Raw genomic sequence first — 24,519 nt, 5'->3', positions numbered from 1 at the left:
CGCCACGCAGCGGGCGCCCGGCGTGTGAGGATTGAGGCATGTCCGATGGATCCAACCTCCCCGACGACGTCTCCACCCTCCCGGCCGGCAGCCCGCTGACCCGGGCCGCGCTGGAGATCGACGAGTACGCCGCCACCCTCGGCTGGGACCTCCCGGCCCGCCTCTTCGCCCTGGTGGACAGCGCCGCCCTGCGCAAGGCCGACCCCCGCATCGCCGAGCAGCTCGGCCTCGCCGACAGCAACGAGCCCGGCCTCACCCCGGTCGAGCAGGACGAACTGCCCGCCGGCATGGAGCTGGACAAGTTCCTCGGCACCATCGCCTGGCCCGGCGCGGTGGCCGGCTGCGCCCTGGTCGTCGAGCGCCTGATGCTGCCGCCGGGCGCCGAGCAGTCCCGCCCGCGCAACGCCAGCGACGCCCAGCTCGCCGAGTGGGTGGCCAACCACCCCAAGCGCGAGGAGGTGCGGATCACCGCCGCCGTGCTGCGCGACGGCAGCAAGGAGATCGCGCTGCGGCTGCGCTCCAAGGACACCGCCCGCGAGGTGCTGACCGGCCCCGAGCTGGTGCCGGGCCTGACCGAGGCCCTGCTGGCGACCTTCGCCTGAGGCGCCCGCACGGCCCACGGGGTCCGGGCCCACGGGGTCCGGGCCCACGGGGTCCGGGCCTTGCGGGTACCGGCCCGGCGGTCCGGGCCTGCTCCGGGCCTGCTCCGGGCCTACGAGGTGCAGGACGGCAGCGCGGAGGTCTGCCCGGAGCGGATCTGGTCCAGTGCCTTCAGCGCGCCGTCCAGCGTCTCCACCTTGATCAGCTTCAGCCCGGACGGGGTGTTCTTGCCTGCCTCGGCGCAGTTCGAGGCCGGGGCGAAGAAGTACTCGGCGCCCGCGTCCCGGGCGGCGATCAGCTTCATCGCTATGCCGCCGATCGGACCGACCTCGCCCTCGTCGGTGATGGTGCCGGTGCCGGCCACGAACTTGCCGCCGGTCAGGTCGCCCGGGGTCAGCTTGTCGATGATGCCGAGCGAGAACATCAGGCCCGCGCTGGGCCCGCCGACGTCCTGCAGCCCGATGTCGATCCGGAACGGGTAGGTGTGCCGCAGGCCCGGGCGGATGCCGACCATCGCGGCGCCGGTGTCCGGCGACTTCACGGTCGGGACGGCGATGTCGGTGCGCACCCCCGGCTCGGCGGAGCCCTCCTTGACCCGCGGCACCACGGTGAAGACCGCCTCCTCGCCGGGCTGGTGCCGGGTGACCGCCTTGGCGACCGCCTCCGCGTCGGCGACCGGGGTGCCGTCGACCGCGACGATCTGGTCCCCGGCGTGCAGCCGGCCCTCCGCCGGGGCGCCGGCGGTGACGCTCTGGACGATCAGCTCGCTGCCCATCGGGATGCCGAGCTGGCTCAGCGCCGCGGTGCGGGCGTGGTCCTCGGAGAGCGCGAACTCCTCGGCGTTCTGCCGCTTCGCGTCGGCGTCGGTCTGGCCCTTCGGGTAGACGTTGTCGTGCGGCACCACCAGCACGTCGTCGCGCAGCCAGCCGACCACCGCGTTGACCAGGCTCGGCTCGTACTTGGCGCCGGTGACCTGGACGGTCGTCATGTTGAGGTTCCCGCTCGCCGGGAAGGACTCGTGGCCGGTGATGGTGATCACCGGGGTCCCCGTCTTCTCCTGCACCCCGAGCGTGTTGTACGTCGGGCCCGGGCTCATCTCGGTGTACGGCACCTTCATCAGCACCGAGGCGCAGAGCAGCGCTATGAGCAGCAGGGTGGCGGCGAGCATCGTCGCAGAGCGGCGTGGCATGCCTCGACAGTACGGGACGCGCGTGACGGCGCGCCCGGCGGCCCGGGCCCCACCGGCCCGCGGCCGCTACCGCTCGCGGTGCTCGCGCGGGTCGCCGCCCGCGGTGGTGCGTTCCATCGCGGCCATGAACCGCTGGTGCTCGGCCAGCGAGGCCGGGTCCCCCGTCGCCTTCGGGGCCCGTTGGGCCCAGACCGCCCACACGGTGGCCAGCGCCCCGGCGACGCAGGGAATGCTCAACCAGGCGAGTACAGCCATCTCGGTACTCCCAGTTCGTCGTGTCTATGAGCAGATTAACCAGTCCGGCGGACAACGCCGCGGGCGCCGTCCGGGTTACGGCGCCGCCGATCGGCTCACTTCCAGGGAGTATCCGGCGCAGTGGCCCACACCCGTTCGTGTGAGCGACCGGCGCGCCTGCACGACACGGGGTTCCGGCGGGTGCTCAGCAGTCGCCGGCGCCGACCCACTCCTCGCCGCCGTCCGCGAACACCTGGTGCTTCCAGATCGGCACCTCGTGCTTGAGGTCGTCGATCAGCCGGCGGGCGGCGGCGAAGGCCTCGCCGCGGTGCGCGCACGACACCGCGACGATCACCGCCTTGTCGGTGATCCCCAGCCGGCCCACCCGGTGCACCGCGGCCAGCGCCCGGACCGGGAAGTCGGCGACGACCTTCTCGGCGACCCGGCGCAGCTCCCGCTCCGCCGACGGGTGGCAGCTGTACTCCAGCACCGAGACCGGCCGGCCGCCGTCGTGGTCGCGGACCGTGCCGACGAAGACCGTCGTCCCGCCGGCCGCGTCGTCGCCCACCGCCTCGTACACCTCGTCGAGCGAGAGCGGGGTGTCGCGGATCGCGAGCAGGCGGATCGGACCGTGGTTCTCGGACATGCCCCCATGATTGCCCATCCCTCCCGGGCCGGGACACACCCCCACCGCCCCACGACGACGGGCCCCCGCCGTGGCGGGGGCCCGCTCAGGACCGGGGCCGGCTCAGGGCCCGGGCCGGCTCAGGGCCCGGGCCGGCTCAGGGCCCGGGCCGGCTCAGGGCCCGGGCCGGCTCAGGGCCCGGGCCGGCTCAGAACCGGCGCCGCCTGCGCGCCCGCCGCACCAGCGCCGCCGTACCCACCAGCGCCACCGTCGCCCCCGCCGCGCCCAGACTGGTCGCCGCCTCCTTGCCGCCCAGGCGCCGGCCGGCCACCGCGTGCTTGCCCTCCACCTGCGCCAGCAGCTCCGCCAGCACCTCCTCGTTGGTGTGCGCCGGACGCCAGCCCGCCTCGTGCAGCCGGCTCCCCGACACCACCCACGGGTACATCGTGTACGCCAGGTCCCCGGCCGGCGCCGGCGTCAGCCCCAGCCGGTGCAGCCGTGCCGCCGTTCCCAGCGCCAGCGAGGCCGGCAGCTCCATCCGCCGGATCCCCGACAGCCGCTCCACGTCCTCCTGCTCCAGCCAGCCGTCACAGCCGACCGTCACCTCGCCCTCGACCAGGCCCAGCGCCGCGTACTCCAGCGCCGCCGCCAGATCGTCCACGTGACAGAACTGCCAGCACGGGCGCGAACCCGCCACCACCAGCAGCCGCGGCGCCTCGAAGTGCCGCGTCAGCACCGTGTCCACCCCGGGGCCCACCACCACCGCCGGCCGCAGCACCGTGACCTGCAGCCCCGGGTGCGCCCGCGGCGCCCGCCGGGCCAGCCGCTCGATCTCCAGCAGGTCCCCGACCAGCGAGGCCTCCTCGGTCGCCCGCAGCTCCGAGTCCTCCGCCAGCGGCACCTCGTTGTCCGCCAGCGCGCCGTAGACCATCGCCGAGGTGCACAGCACCACCCGGTGCACCCCGGCCGCCGCGGCCGCCGTCAGCACCGTCTGGGCGCCCCGCACGTTGTAGGCGCTGCGCGCCCGCGGGTCCGACTCCATGCCCAGGTCCATCGCCAGGTGGACCACCACGTCCACCCCGGCCAGCCGCTCGGCGACCGCGGGGTCCCGGACGTCCAGGACCCGCCACTGCACCCCCGGCACCTCACCGCGCCGGTCGTCGACCGCCAGGACCCGCTTCACCCCCGGCGAGGCCACCAGCCGGGCCGCGACCCGTTCGCCGAGCACCCCGGCGGCGCCGGTCACCGCCACGGTCAGCGGTCTTCCGGCATAGGCTGGAGGCGGCGACGCCGTGATGTCCGGGGCGTCCTCTCCTCCGGTCAGCCCAGAGCGAACGTCCGAGGGCGGGGAACTCACCGGCCATCCTCCACGGTTAGCTTATGTGCGTACGTACGTGTGTCACGTACGTCCATCCTGCCCGAGGCGAAGGCCCGGCGGTGCACCCGGCGCGGGCCAGCCGCGCGGGAGCCGCCCGCCGGCCGGGAGTCCCCCACTCCACCGACCGCCCCGGGCACGCAGACTTCACCGCCACCACCCGTATGACGGCCGACCGGATCGAGGACCCCGTGAGCGACCTTCCCTTCGGATTCGGCGTTCCGCCCGAGGAGCCCGAGGACGGCAAGGCCAAGCCCGACGACGACCAGAAGAAGAAGGACGAGGGCGCCGACGCGCAGTCCGGCGGCCCGCAGCCCTTCGGCTTCTCCGGCGGCAACCCGCTCGGCGCCCTGTTCGGCATGGGCATGCCCGGCATGCCCGGCACCCCGGGCGCGGGCGGTCCCGGCGCCGGCGACAACCCCTTCGCCGCGATGTTCGGCGGCCTCAACCCCAACGACCTCGGCGCCGCCTTCCAGCAGCTCGGCCAGATGCTCTCCTTCGAGGGCGGCCCGGTCAACTGGGACCTCGCCAAGGACATCGCCCGGCAGACCGTCGTCGCCGAGCCCGCCGAGGGCAAGAGCAAGGACCGCTCGGTCGGCGCCGCCGAGCGCTCCGCCGTCGCCGAGGCCGTCCGCCTCGCCGACCTGTGGCTCGACGGCGTCACCACCTTCCCCTCCGGCGCCGGCACCGCCGTCGCCTGGAGCCGCGCCGAGTGGATCGAGGCCACCCTCCCGGTCTGGAAGGACCTCGTCGACCCGGTCGCCGAACGCGTCGGCAACGCCATGGGCGGCGTGCTGCCCGAGGAGATGCAGGCCATGGCCGGCCCGCTGCTCGGCATGATGCGCTCCATGGGCGGCGCCATGTTCGGCACCCAGATCGGCCAGGCGCTCGGCGCCCTCGCCGCCGAGGTCGTCGGCTCCACCGACGTCGGCCTGCCGCTCGCCCCCGCCGGCAAGGCCGCGCTGCTGCCGCAGAACGTCGCCGAGTTCGGCGAGGGCCTCAGCGTGCCCGCCGAGGAGGTCCGCCTCTACCTCGCCCTGCGCGAGGCCGCCCACCAGCGGCTCTTCGCCCACGTGCCGTGGCTGCGCGCCCACCTGCTCGGCGCCGTCGAGGCCTACGCCCGTGGCATCAAGGTCGACAGCTCCCGCATGGAGGAGCTCGTCGGCCAGCTCGACCCGGGCAACCCCGAGGCGCTCCAGGAGGCGCTCGCCGGCGGTCTGCTCCAGCCCGAGGACACCCCCGAGCAGAAGGCCGCGCTCGCCCGCCTGGAGACCGCGCTCGCCCTCGTCGAGGGCTGGGTCGACGCGGTCGTGCACGCCGCCGCCGAGCCCCACCTGCCGCAGGCCGGCGCGCTGCGCGAGACCGTCCGGCGCCGCCGCGCCGCCGGCGGGCCCGCCGAGCAGACCTTCGCCACCCTCGTCGGCCTCGAACTGCGCCCGCGCCGGCTGCGCGACGCCGCCCGCCTCTGGGCGCTGCTCGCCGACGCCCGCGGCACCGAGGGCCGCGACGACCTCTGGCAGCACCCGGACATGCTCCCCACCGCCGCCGACCTCGACGACCCCGACGCTTTCGTGCACCGGGGCAACGGCGACGACCTGGAGGGCGGCATCGACTTCGACGCCCTCGACAAGCTGCTCGGCGAGGCCGCCGCGGGCGGCGCCCCGGGCACCGGGAAGCCCGATCTGACGAAGAACGACGACGACCGCGGCGACGACCAGGGGAAGGGCGAGCCCACCGCATGACGGCCACCGAGACGGACCGCGCCGGAGCCCTGCACGCCGACGCGGTCCGCGCCCTGGGCGACTGGCGGGGCACCGACCCCGAGCAGGAACAGCTGCGCCTCGCCTACCTGCGGCACCTCGCCGAGCAGCCCGAGGGCCTGTTCCGCTCCTGCCTGCCCGCCCACATCACCGCCAGCGCCGCCGTCGTCGACCCCGCCGCCGGCCGCGTCCTGCTGACCCTGCACCCCAAGGTCGGCCGGTGGCTGCAGATGGGCGGCCACTGCGAGCCCGGTGACCGCGACCTCGCCTCGGCCGCCCTGCGGGAGGCCACTGAGGAGTCCGGCATCCCCGACCTCGCCCTGCTCACCCGCGACGGCGCGCCCGTGCCCGTCAAGCTCGACCGCCACCAGGTCCGCTGCACCGGCAAGGACCGCCCCGAGAACACCCACCTCGACGTCCAGTACGTCGCGGTGGCCCCGCCCGGCGCCCAGGCGCTGATCAGCGAGGAGTCGCTCGACCTGCGCTGGTTCGACTACGACCGCCTGCCCGAGCTCACCGACCGCTCCGTGCGCGACCTCGTGGCGCGCGCCCGGGAACTCACCGGCTGAAGCACTCCGGAGCGCCCGGACGACGGGAGGGGCACGGACCGATGTGGTCCGCGCCCCTCCCGTCGTCCGTTCCGTGCCTGCTCCGGGTGAGCTCCGCGCGTGCTCCGGGTGTGTTCCTGTGTGTTCCACCCGGGTGCCGCCGTGCTCCGCGCGGCCCGCCCGGTGACCGCTCAGCCGCAGGACTCCGCCGGACCGGCCTCCGACGGGGCCTCGTGCCGGGCCCCGGGGATGTGCGGCAGCCGGGCCGCCGACACCACGCCCTCCAGGTAGCCGCGCGCCCGCTCGGTCCGCGGATACGCCTCCAGCAGCGCCCAGAAGTCCGGCCCGTGGTCCGGCACCAGCAGGTGCGCCAGCTCGTGCAGCAGCACGTAGTCGACCACGTACTCCGGCATCCCCTGCAGGCGGTGCGAGAGCCGGATCGTCCGCTCGCTCGGGGTGCACGAGCCCCAGCGCGAATTCTGATTGGTCACCCAGCGGACCTGGGCGGGCCGGGCGCGACCGCCCAGGTAGGCCGCCGAGAGCTCCCGGGCCCGGGCCACCAGCGCATCGTCACCGAGCACCCGGCGGCTCTCCTGCGCGGCCAGCTTCTCCAGCATCTGGGCGACCCAGCGCTGCTCCTCCGCGTGCGACATCCGGGCCGGGATCAGCACGATCGTGCGATCGCCCTCGCGGTAGGCGGACACCGTCCGGCTGCGGCGGGCACTGCGCCGCACCTCCACCCGGGACCGGTCGACCGGCTCGCGCGCGGCCGTCGTCGGCGAGTCCGGGCGCTGTTCGGACCCCTGGTCGGGACGCTGCTCCGGACGCCCACGCGTACTCGGCGCCGCCACACGCGACCCGGACGCTGCACGGGCACGCCGAGGCGACGCCGAGGGATGGGAGTCCCGTTCGGCTGCCATGGCACACGACGTTACCCGCTCCCCCTGGCAGAAGTCCGCTGCCATGGCCGAAATGTTTCGTGGAGCGGTCGGGAACGAAAGGCCGACGGGAGGTGTCCGGAATCCGACTTCACGCCGGACGCCAAGTTATCCACAGGGTGTGCGAACGGATCATCTGATCATGTGCCCGTCCCTGTGGACAACACGCCGCACCCCGTCGCCCCGATCGGGCATGCTGCCGTCAGCCGTCCGGAAACCGTCGGAAGGAAGACCGCCGTGCGCCTCGCCCTCAAGCCCGCCCTCTCCCGCAGCTGGCGGGACTCGGACACCCTCCAGTTCGGCACCATCCCGCAGCACGCGGGGGTTCTCGGCCATGCCGCCGACGAAGCCCTGCGCACGTTCCTCGGCCTCGTCGACGGGACGCGCGACCGGCCCGCCCTGCTCGCCGAGGGCGAGCGGATCGGCTTCGGGCGCGACCCCGCCGACTCCCTGCTCGACCTGTTGGAGGAGGCCGGGGTGCTCGACGACGCCGAGGCCTCGGACGAGGCCCTGGCCCGCTTCCCGCAGCCGCACCGCGAGTTGCTCGGACCCGACCTCGCCTCACTGTCGCTGATCCACGCGCCGCCCGGCGCCGCCCCCGCGGTGCTGGCCCGGCGGCCCGAGCACGCGGTCGAGGTCCGCGGGGCGGGCCGGATCGGCGCGGCCGTCGCCGCCGTCCTCGCGGCGGGCGGCATCGGCACGGTCACCGTGGTGGACTCCGGCCGGGTCACGCCCGCGGACTGCTCCCCCGCCGGGCTGCCGGCGGTGGATGTCGGCCGGCTCCGGGCCACCGCCGCCCGTGAGGCCGTCGACCGGGCCACCGCCCGGCGCCCGGGCCGCCGCATCCGACGGCCGAGACCGGGGCTGCCCGACCTGGTGGTGCTCGCTCCCCGGGACGGCAGCGGCGCGTTCGCGGGCGGCACACCGCAGGCCCGCGAACTGCTCCGGGCCGGGGTCCCGCACCTGTACGTCGGGGTGGTCGAGGAGTACGGGGTGGTCGGACCGCTGGTCCTGCCGGGCGTCTCGGCCTGCGGCCACTGCCTGGTCCTGGCCCGGGAGGACGAGGACGCCGCCTGGCCGCGGATCCTCGCCCAGCTCGCCGAGGGCGGCTCGGGGCGGGCGCCGACCCCGGCCTGCGACACCGCGCTCGCGACGGCGGTCGCCGGGCTCGCGGCACTGCACGTCCAGGTCCTCCTGGACGGCGGCCGGCCGCCCAGCGTGGACGGCTGGTGCGAACTGTCCGCCGTGGACGGCATGGCCCGCCGGCTACGGCTCAAGGGCCACCCGGACTGCGGCTGCCTCTGGCAACCGACACCACCGCACTGAGGGCCCGGCCCGGGCACCGCCGTCGTGCCCCGGGCGGCAACCGTCGCCGCGGCCTGGGCGCCGGCGGCGCAGCCTCCGGCGGCGGTCGGTGTGCCCCGGCCTGCCCGCCGGAGGGCTTGGGCAGCGGTCGTGGAGCTCTGGGCAGTACCGAGCCCGCCCTGGGCACACTCCGGCAACGGTCCTGGGCCGTTGCCGGAGTGTGCCCAGGGTGCCGGCGGGATCGGCTGTGCCCCTCGGGGGCACAGCCGAGGAGGAGGCGGAGGGGTGGGGGGTGGGGGGGGAGGGGCCCCCGAGACGGGGAAAGGGCGCCGCAGCGGGGCGCCCAACGACTACTGTGGCGTCGGCCATCCGGCCGACGCGGCCCGGGCGGCCGGCTCAACGATCGCAACGCTCGTGCACGACCTCACCGAGAGGTATCGACATGATCACTCGCAGATCGCTCATCGGCGCCGCCGGCGCCCTGGCCCTCCCGCTGACCGCCCTCTCCACCGCGCCCGCCGTCGCCACGGCGGCCGAGGCGCGGCGACGGCGCTGGTCCCGGCTCACCGGTCATCTGCACGGCACCCTCGTCCTCCCCGGCGACCCGGCCTACGGCACGGCCAAGCAGATCGGCCAGGCCCGCTTCGACGCCGTCGAACCGGCCGCCGTCGCCTACTGCGCCGACGAGTCCGACGTCGCCCTCTGTCTCCGCTACGCGCAGGACCAGGACCTCCCGATCGCGGTCCGCGCCGGCGGCCACAGCGGCGGCGGCTACTCCACCGGCACCGGCCTGGTGGTCGACGTCTCCCGGCTCAACTCCGCCGTGGTGACCCCCGGTGCGGCCACCTTCGGCGGCGGCACCCAGCTCGTCGACGTCACCAACGCCGTCGCCCCGCACGGGCTCGCGGTCTCGGGCGGCTTCTGTCCCACCGTCTCCCTCGGCGGCTTCCTCCAGGGCGGCGGCATCGGCCTGCTGACCCGCCACGTCGGCATCTCCAGCGACAAGGTGACCGCGGCCCGCGTGGTGCTGGCCGACGGCAGGACCGTCACCGCCTCCCCCGAGCAGCACGACGACCTGTACTGGGCGCTGCGCGGCGGCGGTGGCGGCAACTTCGGCGTCGTCACGTCCTACACGGTGACCCCCGTCCCGCTGGCCACCCTCACCCTCGCCAGTCTCACCTGGTCCTTCGATCACGCGGTGGACGTGCTGGACGCCTGGTCGCACTGGCTCCCGGACGCCCCGCGGACGCTGGGCGGCGGCGCCGTGGTCGGCCTGCGGGACGCCGCGCCCGGCGCGACCCCGTTCGTCTCGGTGCTGATCGGCTCGGTCGGCACCGAGGCCGAACTCGCCGCCGAGATCGCCCGGTTGACCGATCTGGTGGGCGCGCTGCCGGCCACCAGGAACGGCTTCACCGCCCCCTACCTGTCGGTCATGATGGGCCTCTACGGCTGCGGCGCCTACACCCAGGACCAGTGCCACCGGGCGGGCACCGGCCCGGCGGCCGTGCTGGCCCGGCCGACCGCCGCCGTGGACCGGGGCCGGCTCTTCGACGCCCCGCCGCCGCGCTCGCTCTGGGACGCCGCGGTGGGCCTGGTCGACCGGGACCGGCCGGCCGGCCAGCAGCGCATGGTGCAGCTGAGCGCGCTGGGCGGCGCCGCCAACGACCCGGCGCGCACGGCCACCGCGTACGTGCACCGCACCGCGCTGTTCAACGCGAGCTTCGGCGCGGTGATCGCCATAGGCCCGGTGGACGAGGCCGCGCTGGCGGCGGCCCGCGGCTGGGCGGACGCCGGGTTCGCGCTGCTCGACCCGCACTCGGCCGGCGAGACCTACCAGAACTTCGTCGACCCCGGGCTGGCGGACTGGCGGCGCGCCTACTACGGGGAGAACTATCCGCGGCTGGTCGCGGTGAAGCGCCGCTACGACCCGTACCGCCTGTTCTCCTTCCCGCAGGCGGTCGGCGCGGCTCCCGGCTCCCGGGACTGACGCGAACGGGACTGACGCGAACGGGGCGGCCCCGGCGGGGCGGCGGATTACGGCCGGGGCCGCGCCGTCGAGCGGGCACAATGGCGTATGACGGTCGGCTCCCGCCCCGGGGGCCTTGGGCGTGTCGACTTGGAGGCCCGGGTGAGCGATCTTCCGCGCAAGGCAATGACCCGCACGGCAAGACTCGCCGCCCTGCCGCTGGGGATAGCCGGCCGTGCCACCCTGGGCCTCGGGAAGCGGATCGGCGGCCGGTCGGCCGAGGTGGTCACCGCCGAGCTGCAACAGGCCACCGCCGACCAGCTGTTCAAGGTCCTGGGCGAGCTCAAGGGCGGGGCGATGAAGTTCGGGCAGGTGCTGTCCGTCTTCGAGGCCGCCCTGCCGGAGGAGGTGGCCGGCCCCTACCGGGCGGCGCTGACCAAGCTGCAGGACGCCGCGCCGCCGATGCCGGCCGCGAAGGTGCACGCGGCGCTGGCGCAGCGGCTGGGCGAGGACTGGCGGAGCCTGTTCCGAGAGTTCGACGACCGGCCGGCGGCGGCCGCGTCGATCGGCCAGGTGCACCGGGCGGTGTGGCACGACGGCCGCGCGGTCGCGGTGAAGGTGCAGTACCCGGGGGCGGGGGACGCCCTGTTGGCGGACCTGTCGCAGTTGAGCCGGGTGGCGTGGCTGCTGGGTCCGCTGATTCCGGGCCTGGACATCAAGCCGCTGATCACGGAGTTGCGGGAGCGGGTCGCCGAGGAGCTGGACTACGGCCTGGAGGCGCAGGCGCAGCGCCGGCACGCCGAGGAGTTCGCGGGCGATCCGGAGATCGTGGTGCCGGGTGTGGTGGCGCAGGCGGACCAGGTGCTGGTGTCGGAGTGGATGGGCGGTACGCCGCTGGCGGAGGTGATCGCCTCCGGTTCGCAGGAGGAGCGGGACCGGGCGGGCCGGTTGCTGGCGCGGTTCCTGTTCGCCGGTCCGTCGCGGACGGGGTTGCTGCACGCGGATCCGCATCCGGGCAACTTCCGGCTGTTGAAGGACGACGGTCCGGTGGAGGGCTGGCGGCTGGGGGTGCTGGACTTCGGGACGGTGGACCGGTTGCCGGGCGGGTTGCCGGCGCCGATCGGGGCGTCGCTGCGGATGGCGCTGGCCGGGGACGCGGCGGGTGTGCTGGCGATGCTGCGCGAGGAAGGTTTCGTCAAGCCCTCGATCGCGCTGGACGCGGACGCGGTGCTGGACTACCTGGTGCCGATCATCGAGCCGGCGGCGGTGGAGTCGTTCCACTTCACCCGGGCGTGGATGCGGGCGCAGGCGGCGCGGATCGCCGATCCGCGGTCGCCGGCGTACAACCTGGGCAAGCAGTTGAACCTGCCGCCGTCGTACCTGTTGATCCACCGGGTGACGCTGAGCACGATCGGGGTGCTGTGTCAGCTGGGTGCGAAGGCGCCGTTCCGGGCCGAGATGCTGGAGTGGCTGCCGGAGTTCGCGGAGGCGGGGTCACCGGGGACGCGGGCGGCCAAGAAGGCGGCGGTGAAGAGCCCGACGGCGAAGGGCCCCGCGGTGAAGGGCCCCGCGAAGAGCCCTGCGAAGAGCCCTGCGAAGAAGGCGGCGCCCGGGCAGGCGCGGACGCCGGCCGCCAAGCGGGCGGCGTCGGGGAGGACGGCGCCGGAGAAGCGCAGGAGCCCGTCGGCGGAGGGCTGATCCGCCGTCCGTCGCAACGGCCGCAGGCCGCCTCCCGGTGTCGGGGGGCGGCCTGCGGCGTGCTGTGGGTCCGGCGGGCCCGTGTGGTCGGGCCCGGTGGTGGGCCGGGCATGGCGGTGCGCCGGCGTCCGGGTCACCTCGGGGAGGTCACATCAGGGCGACGGCGAGTGCCTTGCGGGCTCGCAGCGAGGCGCGTTCGGCCTTCCGCTTGAGCCGGTGGGCGCGGGCGAGCCGGCCGACGAGCCGTTGGTGCTCGGCCTCCTGGAGGCGCTCTTGCATATGCGCCCGGGCCAGGGATTCGTGGAGGAGTTGCATTTCGAGGGTCCTGTTCTGGATCTGGAGTTCGGTGGTCTGCTCGGCGCGGACGGTCGGATCGATGGCGGCGGCGGTCATGTGGTGGTCCTGCTCGTGGTGCGTCGTCGGGAAGGGGTGGATGCGGGCGGCGTCGGCCTTGGCGGCGGCGAGGCGTACGGAGCGGCGGAGGGCGTTGTCCGGCGGGGGCTGCTCTCCCCGGCGGACGGTTCCGGCTCCGGACGCGGGGTTCACGCCGCGACCTCGGTCTTGCGCGGGCGGCCGCGCGGCCGCTTGCGGGCCACGATGACACCCTGGACGAAGAGCTCGCCGCCCCAGACGCCCCAGGGCTCGCGGCGCTCCAGGGCGCCGGTGAGACAGGCGTCCTTGACCGGGCAGGTGCCACAGAGGGACTTCGCGTACTCGACGTCGGCGGGCGTCTCGGCGAAGAAGACCTCGGGGTCGAAGGCGCGGCACGGGATGGGGAGCCCGAGCTCCTCGGCCTGGTCGATCGAGGTGAACTGCATGGGGAGAACCTCCGGGGGGTCGGCCTGGTCGGCCTTGGTCTGGCTTGTCTGCGGTACGGACGGGGTGGGCGGTGTGATGACCGTGGACACTGTGGGCGTCTTCCTCGTCTTCTCAGTGGGTCCGGCTCAGCTGACTGGTGGGGCTGGGCCGGAGGCCCCGGGGGGCCTGGGTGGTCTTGCGTACCGGACAAAACAGAAGGGCCGCGGATCCCGGTGTGTGGGGTTCCGCGGCCCTGGAGGCGCCGACCTGAGGCTGGCTCAGGTTCGTTCTCTCCAGGGTTCGGGGCCGCGGAAGGCCCGCATCCGGATGGCCGTGGCGTCGGCAAAGACGGCCATGGCCTGCGTGATCTGCTGCTGCTTCTGCTCCTGGGCGTTTCCGGCACCGACGACCTGCTCATAGCCGCCATGCATGGCGAGGGCTACAGCCGCCTTCGGTGCCTGGGTCGGTCGCTCATCACGCAGGGAGCGCGAAGCATCGATCGAGGCCCAGTCGCCGGACAGACCGATCTCGACACGGGTGCCGTCGAGGCTGCCGCCCTGGATGCCATTGCTGCCGGGGCCAGTGTGTCCGAGGCCACTGACAGCGGGGGCGGGGGAAGCGGGAACGACGGAGACACCGGTGGTGTCGAGACCCAGACCGGTTCCGCACAGCTCGGCGGCGAGCCGCAGGCTGGCGGCACGCAGGGAGGCAGCGTCGACGGTCTGGCCAGTCATTTTGGTGATCATGGTTTCCACTGCCTTCGCCTCCTCTCGGCGCCTAGCGGAGCCTGGTCTCCCGGGCTCCGAACTGTTCGGATGTCTGTCTCGGTGATGCTGGTGAAGCTGTGTGAAGCTGATCGAGCGTGTGAGGCTCGTGGCTGCGGGGGCATGCGGTGACAGGCGTCACCCCGGACGACCGCGTCCCCTTGACCGCTCCGGCAGGCTATTGCGCTCCCGGTACGGCGCGCAAACTATTTTTCCGGCGAGTTTCCCGACGGTCTCCGCGACGCCCCTCGGCGTCGGCCGCGATCGCCCCGGACCGGCTCAGGCCGGTTCGTCCGGCCGGCCGTCCGTGACGTCCTCCGGATCCCTGACGGGCTCCTCCCCCGCACACAACGAGAGCACGGCCGCCCCGTATTTGTCCAACTTCATCGCGCCGACCCCGGAGATTCCGGCGAGCTCCTGGCGGTTGGCGGGGACGTCCTCGGCGATGGCCATCAGGGTGGCGTCGGTGAACACGACGTAGGCGGGGGCCCCCTGTTCGCGGGCCTGGGCAGCGCGCCACTCGCGCAGCCGCTCGTAGAGCGCCTCGTCCATCGTGGAGGGGCAGCTCTCGCAGCGGCGCAGCTTGCGTTCGACGGCCTCGGTGAGGGCCCGCCCGCAGACCCGGCAGGTGACCGGGCCGCGGACCCGGCGCCCGGCGGAGCGCTCGCCGCCCTCGGCGCCGCCACGCCCGCCGCGCCCGGCGGGGCGGGTGCCCGGGGCGCTGGAGCCCGGGCGCAGCCCGTCGAGGAAGCGGCTGGGCTTGCGGGAGGCGCGGCCGCCCGGGGAGCGGGAGAGCGCCCAGGAGAGGGTGAGGTGCTTGCGGGCGCGGGTGACGCCGACGTAGAGGAGGCGGCGTTCCTCCTCGACCTGTTCGTCGGTCTTGGCGTAGATGATCGGCAGGGTGCCCTCGGTGAGGCCGACGAGGTAGACGGCGTCCCATTCGAGGCCCTTGGCGGCGTGCAGGGAGGCGAGGGTGACGCCTTCGACGGCGGGGGCGTGCTGGGCGGCGGCGCGGGCGTCGAGTTCGGCGACGTAGGCGGCGAGGTCGGTGGACCGCCCGTCGGCGGCGCGGCCGCGTTCGAATTCCTCGGCGAGCCGGACGAGGGCGGCGAGGGACTCCCAGCGGTCGCGGACGGCGCCGGAGCCGGCGGGGGGCTCGGCGGTGAAGCCGCGGGTGGCGAGGACGGCGCGGACCTGGCCGGCGAGGTCGGGGGCGCCGTCGGTGACGGGGTCGGAGGCGGCCCGGGCGGCGCCGCGCAGCAGGACGCCGGCGTCGCGGACCTCGGGGCGTTCGAAGAACCGCTCGGCGCCCTTGAGCTGGTAGGGGACGCCGAGGTCGGCGAGGGCCTGCTCGTAGACCTCGGACTGGCCGTTGGTGCGGAAGAGGACGGCGATCTCGCTGGCGCGCACGCCGGCGGCGAGCAGGTCCTTGATCCGGCGGGCGGTGGTCTCGGCCTCGGTGGGTTCGTCCTCGTACTCGGTGTAGACGGGGTCGGGGCCGGCCTCGCGCTGGGAGACGAGTTCGAGGCGGTGGCGGGCGGCCTCGCCGCGGGCCTGGGCGAGCAGTCCGTTGGCGAGGTGGACGACCTGGGGGGTGGAGCGGTAGTCGCGGACGAGCTTGACGACGGTGGCGTCGGGGTGGCGGGTGCGGAAGCCCAGCAGGTAGTCGGGGGTGGCGCCGGTGAAGGAGTAGATGGTCTGGCTGGCGTCGCCGACGACGCAGAGGCTGGCGCCGCCGCCGGGGCCGGTCCACTGGTCGAGCAGGCGCTGCTGGAGCGGGGAGACGTCCTGGTACTCGTCGACGGTGAAGTGCCGGTACTGGGAGCGGACCTGGTCGGCGATGTCGGGGCGGTCCTCCAGGATGGCGGCGGTGAGCAGCAGCACGTCCTCGAAGTCGATGTTCCCGCGGCGGCTCTTGGTCTCCTCGTAGACCCGGTAGACCTGGGCGGTCTCGGCGGGGTCGCGGGGGGCCTCGCGGCCGGACTTGGCGACGGCGGCGGGGTAGTCGTCAGGGCCGGTCTGGGTGACCTTGGCCCATTCGATCTCGGCGGTGAGGTCGCGCAGTTCGGTGCGCTGGACGCGCAGGCCGCAGCGGCCGGCGGCCTCGGCGACCAGCTGGACCTTGCGTTCGAGCAGCTGGGGGACGGGTCCGCCGACGGCGCGCGGCCAGAAGTACTGGAGCTGGCGCAGGGCGGCGGCGTGGAAGGTGCGGGCCTGGACGCCCTCGGCGCCGAGCTGGCGCAGGCGGCCGCGCATCTCGCCGGCGGCGCGGGCGGTGAAGGTGACGGCGAGGACCTGCTGGGGCTGGTAGACGCCGCTGCGCACGCCGTAGGCGATGCGGTGGGTGATGGCGCGGGTCTTGCCGGTGCCGGCGCCGGCGAGGACGCAGACGGCACCGTGCAGGGCGGTGGCGACGGCCCGCTGTTCGGGGTCGAGTCCGGCGAGGACGGCGTCGGGGCCGCCGGCGGCGAGGTGGCCGGGCCGGTGGGCGTCCTGGTGTCCGTCGAACGGGCTGCCGCTCAAGAGGTCTTCCTGCATGCGTTCCATCCTCTCAGCCCGGGCGGACATCGCGGGCGGGGTTGTCCACAGGTGCGGTGTGATCGCAGGATGATCGCGTTGCGGGCGGCGGATAGTGGCACGCGGGGGCGCGCACCTTCAGCCCCGCGCCGGTTCGGACGGGCGTGCGCGGGCGCGGCCCGGCCGGTCCGGGTGCGGAATGACCGCCGGTCGGTGGGCGTTGACCCCCCGGAGCCGCGTGACCCGCGCGGCACCCCCGTGCAGGCCCCTCCCCTACCGAAGGAGTCCCCTCGATGTCCGGCAGCGTGACGATGTACAGCACGACCTGGTGCGGCTACTGCAACCGGCTCAAGAGCCAGCTGCAGCGCGAGGGCATCGGCTACACCGAGATCAACATCGAGGAGGACCCGGCGTCGGCGGCCTTCGTCGAGTCGGTGAACAACGGCAACCAGACCGTTCCGACGGTGCTGGTGAAGCCGGCCGGCGGCGGCGAGCAGGTCGTGATGACCAACCCGAGCCTGCTGCAGGTGAAGAAGGCCCTGGCGGCCTGACGCCCCGCGCTCGACGCCCGGCGCCCCCGCGGCGCCGGGCCGGCGCACACCCGCACGCCCACCCGTCCGCGCGCCCGCACACCCGCCCGCACACCCGCCCGCCCGCCGCGGCTACGGCGCGTCCGCCCGGGCCGGGTCGACGGGCGCCGCCGGCGCCGGCAGCGAGGCGCGCGCGCCGAGGTCGCCGACGCCGTAGACCAGCCGACTGCGGTCGGCGGAGTAGCGGGTCTCGATGACCCGCACCGGCCCGCGCCGGTCGTAGGTGACCCGGGTCTGGACCACCAGCGGCACCCCCGGCCCGCCCTGGAACCACTGGGCCTCCTCGGGCCCGGGCATCCGGGCGACCAGGTGGTCGACGGCACCGACCTCGGTGCGGCCGAGGGCGGCGAGCACCGCCTCGTCGCCGCCGTCGATCTGGTCGGGCTCCATCAGCGGGGTGCCGGCGGCGAGGCCGGCCCGGTAGTGGCTCTCCTCGATGGAGTACGGCTCGCGGTCGAGCATGCGCAGCTGGCGGCGGACGACGATGGCCTCGCCGGGGCGCAGTCCGAGCCGTTCGGCGATGTCGACCCGGGCCCGGACGATCATCATCTCGAAGTCGACCCCGAGCTCGCGCCCGCTCTCCGCGGCCTCGCCGCGGTAGACCGCGCTGGGGACGGCCAGGCAGTCGTGCGGGGCGGCGCCCTGCGGGTCGAGGCGGGGGGCGGGACCGTAGGCGCGGTGGTCGAGCACGGGGTGCTCGCGCAGGTAGGTGCCCTTGCCCTGGAGGCGGACCAGCCGGCCTTCGTTGACGAGGACGTCGACGGCGAGGCGGACGGTGTTGCGGGCGACGCCGTACTGGCGTTCCAGTTCGCTCTCGACCGGGAGTGCGGCCGCGGTGGTGAACTCGCCCTCGGCGATCCGGCGGCGCAGGTCGGCGGCGAGGCGCTGGTATTTGGGGGATTGGGCGGTGCCCCGGGGGATTGTCACCCGAGTGAATGTAGCGAGCCGGGTGAGGGGCTTTCAGGCGTTTGCGGCAAAGTCGACCGGGATCGGTGACTCCGCTCGCCAAGGCCCCGCGGACCGTACTGGACAGGGCCGCTCCGGTTACGAACATCCTGGGGAGAAGGGTTCGAAAAGGAAATTGGGGGCGCGCAGATCAACTCCGCGCGCCCCCAATCCATGGAACGCTCCGTGAACCGCCCGCCGGAATTACCAGCGGGCCGCCGCCGGCAGCGGCTCCCCGAACCAGAGCTCGACCAGGTGACGGGCGATCGAGATCCCCGACGGCGGCAGGATCTCCCCCGCCTCCATGCCCGCCCGCAGCTCGTCCCGGGAGAACCAGCGCGCCTCCGCCAGCTCCTCGCCGTCCACGGTGATCCCGGTGCCCTCCGGGTGCGCCCGGCCCAGGAAGCCCAGCATCAGGCTGGACGGGAACGGCCACGGCTGGCTGGCCACGTAGGAGACCTCGGCGACCCGCACCCCGGCCTCCTCGTGCACCTCGCGCACCACCGCCTGCTCGATCGACTCCCCCGGCTCGACGAAGCCGGCCAGCGTCGACCAGCGGCCCTCCGGCCACAGCGCCTGACGGCCGAGCAGACAGCGGTCCTGCTCGTCGGTGATCAGCATGATCACCGCCGGATCGGTGCGCGGGTAGTGCTCGGCCGCGCAGGAGGTGCAGCGCCGCACGTGCCCGGCACCGGCCTTCTCGGTCGGGTGGCCGCAGCGCGAGCAGAAGCTGTGCAGCCGGTGCCAGTGCTCCAGCGCGACGGCGTGCACCAGCAGTCCGGCGTCCCGGTCGGAGAGCAGCGCGCCCACCTCGCGCAGCCCGGCCGGACGGGCGTCGCCGTCCAGCCGGCCCGGCAGGCTCTCGCCGGCCAGCGCGAAGTAGGAGACGCCTTCCTCGTCGGTGCCGAGGAAGTACCGGTCGCCGCTCTGCGGCGCCTCGAAGGAGGGCAGCAGGACCAGCTCGGTCCCCTGCCCGGTGTCCACCACGAACGCCTCGCCGCCGGCGATCGGCAGCACCTTGGTGGACGGGTGGCTCCACGCGGCCGCCAGCCAGGGCTCGTCGAACCGGTGCTGGGCCGCCCGGTCCACCCCGGCCCGGGCCAGCGCCAGGTGCAGCGGGCGTTCGGTCTCAGGCACGGTGCTCAACTGTTCCATCCCCACGTGATGAGTCTTCCGGACGGTTCGGGTCCCACGGTCGGTTCACCCGGGCCACCGGGTCGGGACGTGCCCGACCCGGTGTGCCCGCGCGCCCGAGGTTCACGCGTGCTCGCCGCCCGGCCGCCAGTTCTCGGCCAGGTCGGCCCACAGGTAGGCGGCGGTCTCGACGCCCTTGGCCAGCAGCTCCAGCTCGACCTTCTCGTCCACCGAGTGCCAGCCGTCCGAGGGCACCGAGATGCCCAGGAACAGCACCGGCGCGCCGAGCACGTCCTGCAGGTCGGCGGCCGGGCCGGAGCCACCCTCACGGGTGAACAGGATCTTCTGCTCGAACGCCCGGCCCATCGCCCGCACGGTGGACTGCAGCGCCGGGTGGTCGAGCGGGGTCAGGCAGGGGCGGGTCGCGCCCGGGAAGACCAGCTCGTACCGGATGCCCTCGGGCACCCGGTCGGCCACCCAGGAGCGGACCGCCTCGCGGACCTTCTCCACCTCCTGCCCGGCGACCAGCCGGAAGGAGAGCTTCAGATGGGCCGAGGCGGGCACGATCGTCTTGCCGCCGGGGCCCGTGTAGCCGCCCCAGATGCCGTTGACCTCGGCGGTCGGGCGGGCCCAGATCCGCTCCAGGGTGGAGTAGCCCGCCTCGCCGCGGGTGCCGTACGACTTGGCGGTCCGCAGCCAGGCCGCCTCGTCGAAGGGCAGCTCGGCGAAGAGCGCGCGCTCGCGGTCGGTCAGCTCGACCACGCCGTCGTAGAAGCCGGGGACGGCGACCCGGTGGTCGGCGTCGTGCAGGCCGGCGGCCAGCTCGGCGGCGACGGTGGCCGGGTTGGGCACGGCGCCGCCGAAGGAGCCGGAGTGGATGTCGGTGTCCGGCCCGTACAGGTCGATCTGGGCGTCGGCCAGGCCCCGCATGCCGGTGCAGACGGTCGGCGTGGTCTCGGACCACATGCCGGTGTCCGAGATGATCACGACGTCGGCGGCCAGCCGGTCGGCCTCGCGGCGGACCAGGTCGGCGAAGTGCGGCGAGCCGGACTCCTCCTCGCCCTCGACCAGCAGCTTGAGGTTGACGGCCGGCGCGGTGCGGCCGGTGGCGGCCAGGTGGGCGCGCACACCGAGGGTGTGGAAGAACACCTGGCCCTTGTCGTCGGCGGCGCCCCGGGCGTACAGCCGGTCGCCGACCACGGTCGGCTCGAACGGGTCGGTCGCCCAGCCGTCCTCGCGGGCGGCGGGCTGCACGTCGTGGTGGCCGTAGACGAGGACGGTCGGCGCGTCCGGGTCCCCGGAGGGCCACTCGGCGAAGACCGCCGGCAGGCCGTCCGTCTCCCAGACCTCGGTCACCGGGAAGCCGGTGTCGCGCAGCTTGGCGGTCAGCCACTCGGCGGAGCGGCGCACGTCGTCGGCCCGGCCGGGGTCGGCGGACACCGAGGGGATGCGGAGCCAGTCCGCGAGGTCCGCGAGGAAGGCGGGCCGGTGCTGGTCGATGAAGGAGCGGACGACGCTGTCCGGAGTTCTCGTCATACGGACGACTTTAGTTCGCCCGGGTGCCTGCGAGCGGCCCCGGTCCCGAAGGGTGGGCACCCCGGGGCCTGTTACGTCCGTCACCCATGCCTCCGGCGCCGGCCCCGGCACCCCCGACGGCACGGACGTCCGGCACCCCGGACGCGCGCGGGCGTCCGGGGTGCCGGGGACGGGTCGTCGGGACCGGTCGTCGGGACCGGGCCGACGCGAGCGGCTCAGCCGGTGCGGCGCAGCAGCGAGATCCGCGAGCGGGTGAGCAGCGCGGCCAGCGCCACCGCGAGCAGCGGCAGCAGGATCAGGGTGCCCCCGATGTTGAGCCAGGGGAACACCAGGACGGCCTTGGCCGCCTGCTCCTGCGCGCTCATCCCGGGATAGGCGCCCGCGGCGGCCTCGACCTTGCGCAGGGCGATCGCGGGCACGACGCCGGCGACGGTGCCGAGCACGGCGCCCATCGCGGCGATGACGCCGCACTGGAAGCCGGACAGGGTGCGCCGGATCCGGGGTGCGGCACCGACCGCCGCGAGGGTGGTCAGGTCCCGCTGGGAGTCGGCGGCGGCGAGGCCGGTGGCGATGCCGGCGGCGCCGAGCGCGACCAGGCCGGCGAACACGGTGAGGCCGAGGGTGATCAGGTTGCCCGGAGACCGGTAGCCGCGCTCGATGTCGAACTGGATGCCGTCGGTGAGCTTGGCGAGCGCGGCGCGGGCCTTCTGCTCCGCGCCGTCGGAGGTCGCGGCCTCGGGCCGCCACACCGAGCCGGTGTCGCGGGTGGTGAGGCCGAGGCGCTGCGCGGTGTCGGGGTTGAGCACGACCTGGTCGAAGCGGCCCAGCGGGGAGTCGGCGAGGTGGGCGTCGACGGTGACGGGGTGGACGGCCGGCTCGGCCTCGGGGTTGTTCTGGTCCCTCGGCTCGGTGAGCTCCAGGATGGCCTTGCCGTCCTTGACGAAGCGCTCGTCGAAGACGACGGCCTTGCCGGCCGCGAGGGCCTGGACGGTGGCGGTGTCGGTGACGTCGTAGAGGTTGCGCAGCAGGGCGCCGTCACCGGCCTGGACCATGCCGAAGGGGCTTCCGCGGGAGATCCGGTCCGACTTGCAGCGCGGGTCCTCACGGCTGAGCCGGTCCAGCTCCTCCGGGCTGACCGCCAGGCTGTGGCGGCCCCAGGCGGGGCAGCGGCGCTCCTCGGGCAGCACGAGCGTGGCCCAGCCGCAGTTGCCGTTGCGGCTGACCATGCAGTCGCCCTGGTAGTTGACGCGCTGGACGTCGGCGCGGGTCCCCAGGCCGGGGACGCTGTTCTGCACGGCGCCGCGCATCTGCGGCAGCATGGAGCCGTCGGCGCCGGCGCCCCAGCCGGCGGCGAGGATGACGGAGTTGGCGGGGCCGGAGGCGACGTACTCCCGGCGCTGCTCCTCGTCGCTGCTGACGGTGTAGACGCCGACGGCGACGGAGCCGGCGACGGCGGCCATGACGGCGGCGACGGCGGGGGCGGTGCGGCCGCGGTGGCGCACCGAGTCGCGCAGGGCGAGCCGGGGACCGAGCGGCAGCCAGCGGCCGATCCGGCCGAAGAGGCCGACCAGGTAGGGGGCGAGGGCGACCATGCCGAGTTCGGCGATCGCCGAGCCGCCGAGGACGCTGAGGGAGCGGCCGCCGAAGTCCCCGGTGGCGCCGAGCAGGGCGAGGGCGGAGCCGCCGCCGAGCATCAGCAGGCCGAGCAGGGCGAGCCTGCGGCTGGGCGGCTTGAGGTTGTCACGGCCGGTGAGGGCGGCGACGACGTCCTGCCGGGAGGCCTGGACGGCGGGCACGACGGCGGCCAGCAGGCCGGTGACGAGGCCGATCGCGGCGATGCCGAGCAGGTCGAGCGGCTGGAGGTCGAAATGGCCGAAGCGCTGGCCGGAGAACTCCTCGGCCCGGGTGCGCAGCAGGGCGACCAGGCCGAGGCCGAGGCCCAGGCCGACGACGGCGCCGGTGAGGCCGAGCACCACGCCGCCGCCGAGGACGACGGCGCGCACCTGGGAGCGGTCGCCGCCGCCGGCGGCGAGCAGGCCGAGCTGGCGGCGGGAGCGGCGGGCGCCGACGGCGAAGGCGGGGCCGGCGAGCAGCACGATCTCCAGCAGGGCCATGCCCATGACGGTGCCCATGACGACGACCGAGGTCCGGTCGAGGAACGGGGTGGGGCCGCTGCCGCCGCCCTGGCTGTCCTGGTAGACGTAGAACGGAATCTCGGCGCGGGGCGGCGGGTCGAGGATCACGCTGCGGGAGGCGGCGAGGAAGCCGTACTTGTTGAGCTCGACGACCTTGGCCCAGTCGAGGGTGGTCCCGGCGGGCAGCTTGACGAGCCAGTTGTTGACCTCCTCGCTGACGGAGGTGCGCCCGCGCGGCGCGGACTCGGCGTTGCCGGGCAGCTTGGCGAGCGGGTCGAGCAGGGCGCCGGGGCGGGCGAACAGGGTCAGCCCGCGCAGGTCGCCTGGGTACTCGGCGACGCCGGTGATGGTGTACGGGGTGGCTTCGAGGCCGCGTGGCGAGGTGCGGTCGCCGATCTTCAGCCCGGACGTGTCGAGGAAGGCCCGGGTGACGGCGATCTCGTGGTCGGCGCTCGGCGCGCGGCCCTCGACCATGTCGTAGCGGCCCTGCCAGACGGGGTCGGTCAGGTCGAGTTCGGTGACCCGGACGTTGGCGAGGCCCTCGGCGGTGCTGGTGGTGAGGTAGGGGCCCTCGCGCAGCGGCACCAGGGTGGCGCCGGGCAGCAGTTGCCGGACGAGGTCGGCGGGCGGGGTGTCGAGGCCGCGCTGCTGCTCGGGGGTGAGGACGGGCTTGCCGTTCTCCTTCTTCGCCTCGTCGACGGTGGTGATCTTGCGGTCGACGGCGGGGTCGGGGGTCTGCAGCACGATGGCGCCGCGTTCGACGATCTCCAGGGAGGCGTCGGCCCGGCCCATGGTGCGCTCGATCTTCTCGACGGGGTCGAGTTCGGCGCTGCGGAAGAACACGTCGGCGCCGGTGACGCCGAGCACGGGCAGGGCGACCATGGCGACGACGAGGGCGCTGCGGCCCTTGGCGCGCAGGGCGTCGCGGCGGGCGATGCGCAGGGCGACCCGCCAGGAACCGAGCTTCACTCGCCCACCGAGCCCTTCGCGTTGGCGGCGGCGGCGACGAGCAGGCTGCCGGCGTCCTGGCTGGCGCTCTCGTCGACCATCCGGCCGTCGCGCAGGAAGACGACGCGGTCGGCCCAGGCGGCGTGGCGGGCTTCGTGGGTGACCATCATGGCGGCGGCGCCGGCGTCGCAGCGGGCGCGCAGTACGGCGAGCACGGCTTCACCGGTGGTGGAGTCGAGGGCGCCGGTGGGTTCGTCGGCGAGCACGAGGCGGCGGTCGCCGATGAGGGCGCGGGCGATGGCGACGCGCTGCTGCTGACCTCCGGACATGTCGTCGGGGAAGCGGTCGGCGAGTTCGGGGATGCCGAGCTCCTCCAGGGCGACGAGGGCCTCGCGGCGGGCGGCGCGGGCGGACAGGCCGTCGAGTTCGCGCGGCAGGGAGATGTTCTCGGCGGCGGTGAGGGCCGGTATGAGGTTGTAGTCCTGGAAGACGTAGCCGACGGAGCGGCGGCGGACCTCGGCGAGCCGCTTGCGGTTGAGTCCGCCGAGCGCGACGCCCTCGACCAGCACCTGGCCGGTGCTGGGGGTGTCGAGGCCGCCGGCGAGCGTCAGCAGGGTCGACTTGCCGGAGCCGGAGGGGCCCATGACGGCGACGAACTCGCCGGGGTGGACCTTGAGGTCGACTCCGCGCAGCGCCTGGACCTCGGCGGCACCTTGTCCGTGGACGCGGGTGACGTTGTCCAGGTGCAGGACGGCGTTGGCGCCGTTCCCGCTCGGGCCGGTGTGGGACACGTTTCCCCCTGCTGTGGTGGGGCCGTCGCGCGGTGGCGCGGGCGGGCCGGTGATTCGGGTGGTTCGCACGGTTCGGGTGGTGCGGGTGCTTCGGGTCGTTCGGGCACGTCGGGCGGTTGAGGT

At 74.8% G+C, this 24,519-nt stretch carries 21 protein-coding genes; 7 read left to right on the top strand and 14 right to left on the bottom strand.

Annotation, left to right across the window (positions count from 1 at the left end):
• Positions 1 to 38 precede the first annotated feature (38 nt).
• Positions 39 to 602, top strand: coding sequence for a PPA1309 family protein (locus tag ACFU9E_RS02995; RefSeq protein ID WP_380687826.1), 564 nt, complete (start codon positions 39 to 41; stop codon positions 600 to 602).
• A 110-nt stretch (positions 603 to 712) separates the two neighbouring features.
• On the opposite strand, the gene ACFU9E_RS02990 is transcribed toward ACFU9E_RS02995, so the two are convergent.
• The 4 genes from ACFU9E_RS02990 to ACFU9E_RS02975 form a co-directional block, all read right to left on the bottom strand.
• The gene (locus ACFU9E_RS02990) at positions 713 to 1,789 is read right to left on the bottom strand and encodes a PDZ domain-containing protein (protein ID WP_380687823.1); all 1,077 of its coding nucleotides are present in this window, start codon (positions 1,787 to 1,789) and stop codon (positions 713 to 715) included.
• A gap of 66 nt (positions 1,790 to 1,855) precedes the next feature.
• A complete protein-coding gene (locus ACFU9E_RS02985) occupies positions 1,856 to 2,044 on the bottom strand; it encodes a hypothetical protein (protein WP_380687821.1) in 189 nt (62 codons plus the stop codon).
• Between the two features lie 184 nt (positions 2,045 to 2,228).
• Complete coding sequence (locus ACFU9E_RS02980) at positions 2,229 to 2,669, bottom strand: molybdenum cofactor biosynthesis protein MoaE (RefSeq protein ID WP_380687820.1); 441 nt, start codon at positions 2,667 to 2,669, stop codon at positions 2,229 to 2,231.
• A 187-nt stretch (positions 2,670 to 2,856) separates the two neighbouring features.
• Complete coding sequence (locus tag ACFU9E_RS02975; RefSeq protein ID WP_380690249.1) at positions 2,857 to 4,005, bottom strand: NAD-dependent epimerase/dehydratase family protein; 1,149 nt, start codon at positions 4,003 to 4,005, stop codon at positions 2,857 to 2,859.
• Between the two features lie 209 nt (positions 4,006 to 4,214).
• Between ACFU9E_RS02975 and ACFU9E_RS02970 the strand changes: the two genes are divergently transcribed.
• Together ACFU9E_RS02970 and ACFU9E_RS02965 are read left to right on the top strand one after the other, a co-directional pair.
• On the top strand, positions 4,215 to 5,765 hold the full coding sequence (locus ACFU9E_RS02970; RefSeq protein WP_380714716.1) for a zinc-dependent metalloprotease: 1,551 nt from the start codon (positions 4,215 to 4,217) through the stop codon (positions 5,763 to 5,765).
• The gene (locus ACFU9E_RS02965) at positions 5,762 to 6,352 is read left to right on the top strand and encodes an NUDIX hydrolase (RefSeq protein ID WP_380689052.1); all 591 of its coding nucleotides are present in this window, start codon (positions 5,762 to 5,764) and stop codon (positions 6,350 to 6,352) included. The genes ACFU9E_RS02970 and ACFU9E_RS02965 overlap by 4 nt, the downstream gene beginning before the upstream one ends.
• Positions 6,353 to 6,522: 170 nt before the next feature.
• On the opposite strand, the gene ACFU9E_RS02960 is transcribed toward ACFU9E_RS02965, so the two are convergent.
• Positions 6,523 to 7,182, bottom strand: a complete 660-nt coding sequence (locus ACFU9E_RS02960) for a M48 family metallopeptidase (protein WP_380689050.1) — start codon at positions 7,180 to 7,182, stop codon at positions 6,523 to 6,525.
• Positions 7,183 to 7,506: 324 nt separating this feature from the next.
• Here ACFU9E_RS02960 and ACFU9E_RS02955 point away from each other — a divergent pair, with 324 nt between their 5' ends.
• From ACFU9E_RS02955 to ACFU9E_RS02945, 3 genes are all read left to right on the top strand, one after another.
• The gene (locus ACFU9E_RS02955; protein WP_380689048.1) at positions 7,507 to 8,595 is read left to right on the top strand and encodes a ThiF family adenylyltransferase; all 1,089 of its coding nucleotides are present in this window, start codon (positions 7,507 to 7,509) and stop codon (positions 8,593 to 8,595) included.
• A gap of 421 nt (positions 8,596 to 9,016) precedes the next feature.
• A complete protein-coding gene (locus ACFU9E_RS02950) occupies positions 9,017 to 10,561 on the top strand; it encodes an FAD-binding oxidoreductase (RefSeq protein ID WP_380689606.1) in 1,545 nt (514 codons plus the stop codon).
• 141 nt (positions 10,562 to 10,702) lie between these two features.
• Complete coding sequence (locus ACFU9E_RS02945) at positions 10,703 to 12,238, top strand: AarF/UbiB family protein (RefSeq protein ID WP_380689604.1); 1,536 nt, start codon at positions 10,703 to 10,705, stop codon at positions 12,236 to 12,238.
• A 147-nt stretch (positions 12,239 to 12,385) separates the two neighbouring features.
• Here ACFU9E_RS02945 and ACFU9E_RS02940 read toward each other — a convergent pair whose 3' ends face one another.
• From ACFU9E_RS02940 to ACFU9E_RS02925, 4 genes are all read right to left on the bottom strand, one after another.
• Positions 12,386 to 12,631, bottom strand: coding sequence for a hypothetical protein (locus ACFU9E_RS02940; protein WP_376092170.1), 246 nt, complete (start codon positions 12,629 to 12,631; stop codon positions 12,386 to 12,388).
• Between the two features lie 149 nt (positions 12,632 to 12,780).
• Positions 12,781 to 13,146, bottom strand: coding sequence for a WhiB family transcriptional regulator (locus ACFU9E_RS02935; RefSeq protein ID WP_355363765.1), 366 nt, complete (start codon positions 13,144 to 13,146; stop codon positions 12,781 to 12,783).
• 168 nt (positions 13,147 to 13,314) lie between these two features.
• Positions 13,315 to 13,791, bottom strand: a complete 477-nt coding sequence (locus ACFU9E_RS02930) for a hypothetical protein (RefSeq protein ID WP_380686441.1) — start codon at positions 13,789 to 13,791, stop codon at positions 13,315 to 13,317.
• A 288-nt stretch (positions 13,792 to 14,079) separates the two neighbouring features.
• On the bottom strand, positions 14,080 to 16,347 hold the full coding sequence (locus ACFU9E_RS02925) for an ATP-dependent DNA helicase UvrD2 (protein ID WP_380686439.1): 2,268 nt from the start codon (positions 16,345 to 16,347) through the stop codon (positions 14,080 to 14,082).
• Positions 16,348 to 16,610: 263 nt separating this feature from the next.
• On the opposite strand from ACFU9E_RS02925, the gene ACFU9E_RS02920 reads away from it, so the two are divergent.
• Entirely contained in the window at positions 16,611 to 16,868 is a 258-nt protein-coding gene (locus tag ACFU9E_RS02920) for a mycoredoxin (RefSeq protein WP_344345785.1), read from the top strand.
• A 111-nt stretch (positions 16,869 to 16,979) separates the two neighbouring features.
• On the opposite strand, the gene ACFU9E_RS02915 is transcribed toward ACFU9E_RS02920, so the two are convergent.
• The 5 genes from ACFU9E_RS02915 to ACFU9E_RS02895 form a co-directional block, all read right to left on the bottom strand.
• Positions 16,980 to 17,834 carry a GntR family transcriptional regulator gene (locus ACFU9E_RS02915; protein WP_355363756.1) on the bottom strand — a complete coding sequence of 285 codons (855 nt, stop codon included), beginning with the start codon at positions 17,832 to 17,834 and terminating at the stop codon, positions 16,980 to 16,982.
• A 222-nt stretch (positions 17,835 to 18,056) separates the two neighbouring features.
• Positions 18,057 to 19,007 carry an NAD(+) diphosphatase gene (gene nudC / locus ACFU9E_RS02910; protein ID WP_380686437.1) on the bottom strand — a complete coding sequence of 317 codons (951 nt, stop codon included), beginning with the start codon at positions 19,005 to 19,007 and terminating at the stop codon, positions 18,057 to 18,059.
• A 102-nt stretch (positions 19,008 to 19,109) separates the two neighbouring features.
• Positions 19,110 to 20,522, bottom strand: a complete 1,413-nt coding sequence (locus ACFU9E_RS02905) for a dipeptidase (RefSeq protein ID WP_380686435.1) — start codon at positions 20,520 to 20,522, stop codon at positions 19,110 to 19,112.
• A gap of 215 nt (positions 20,523 to 20,737) precedes the next feature.
• Positions 20,738 to 23,626: an FtsX-like permease family protein gene (locus tag ACFU9E_RS02900; RefSeq protein WP_380680593.1), complete on the bottom strand. Its 2,889-nt coding sequence runs from the start codon at positions 23,624 to 23,626 to the stop codon at positions 20,738 to 20,740.
• Positions 23,623 to 24,396 (bottom strand): ABC transporter ATP-binding protein, encoded by a 774-nt coding sequence (locus ACFU9E_RS02895; RefSeq protein WP_380680590.1) that lies wholly within the window; start codon positions 24,394 to 24,396, stop codon positions 23,623 to 23,625. The genes ACFU9E_RS02900 and ACFU9E_RS02895 overlap by 4 nt, the downstream gene beginning before the upstream one ends.
• Between the last annotated feature and the right edge of the window lie 123 nt (positions 24,397 to 24,519).

Source organism: Kitasatospora sp. NPDC057595 (assembly GCF_042800875.1).
GTDB lineage: Bacteria > Actinomycetota > Actinomycetes > Streptomycetales > Streptomycetaceae > Kitasatospora.
The sequence above is the reverse complement of the archived record's forward strand: the minus strand, read 5'-3'. Positions and strand labels throughout refer to the sequence as shown.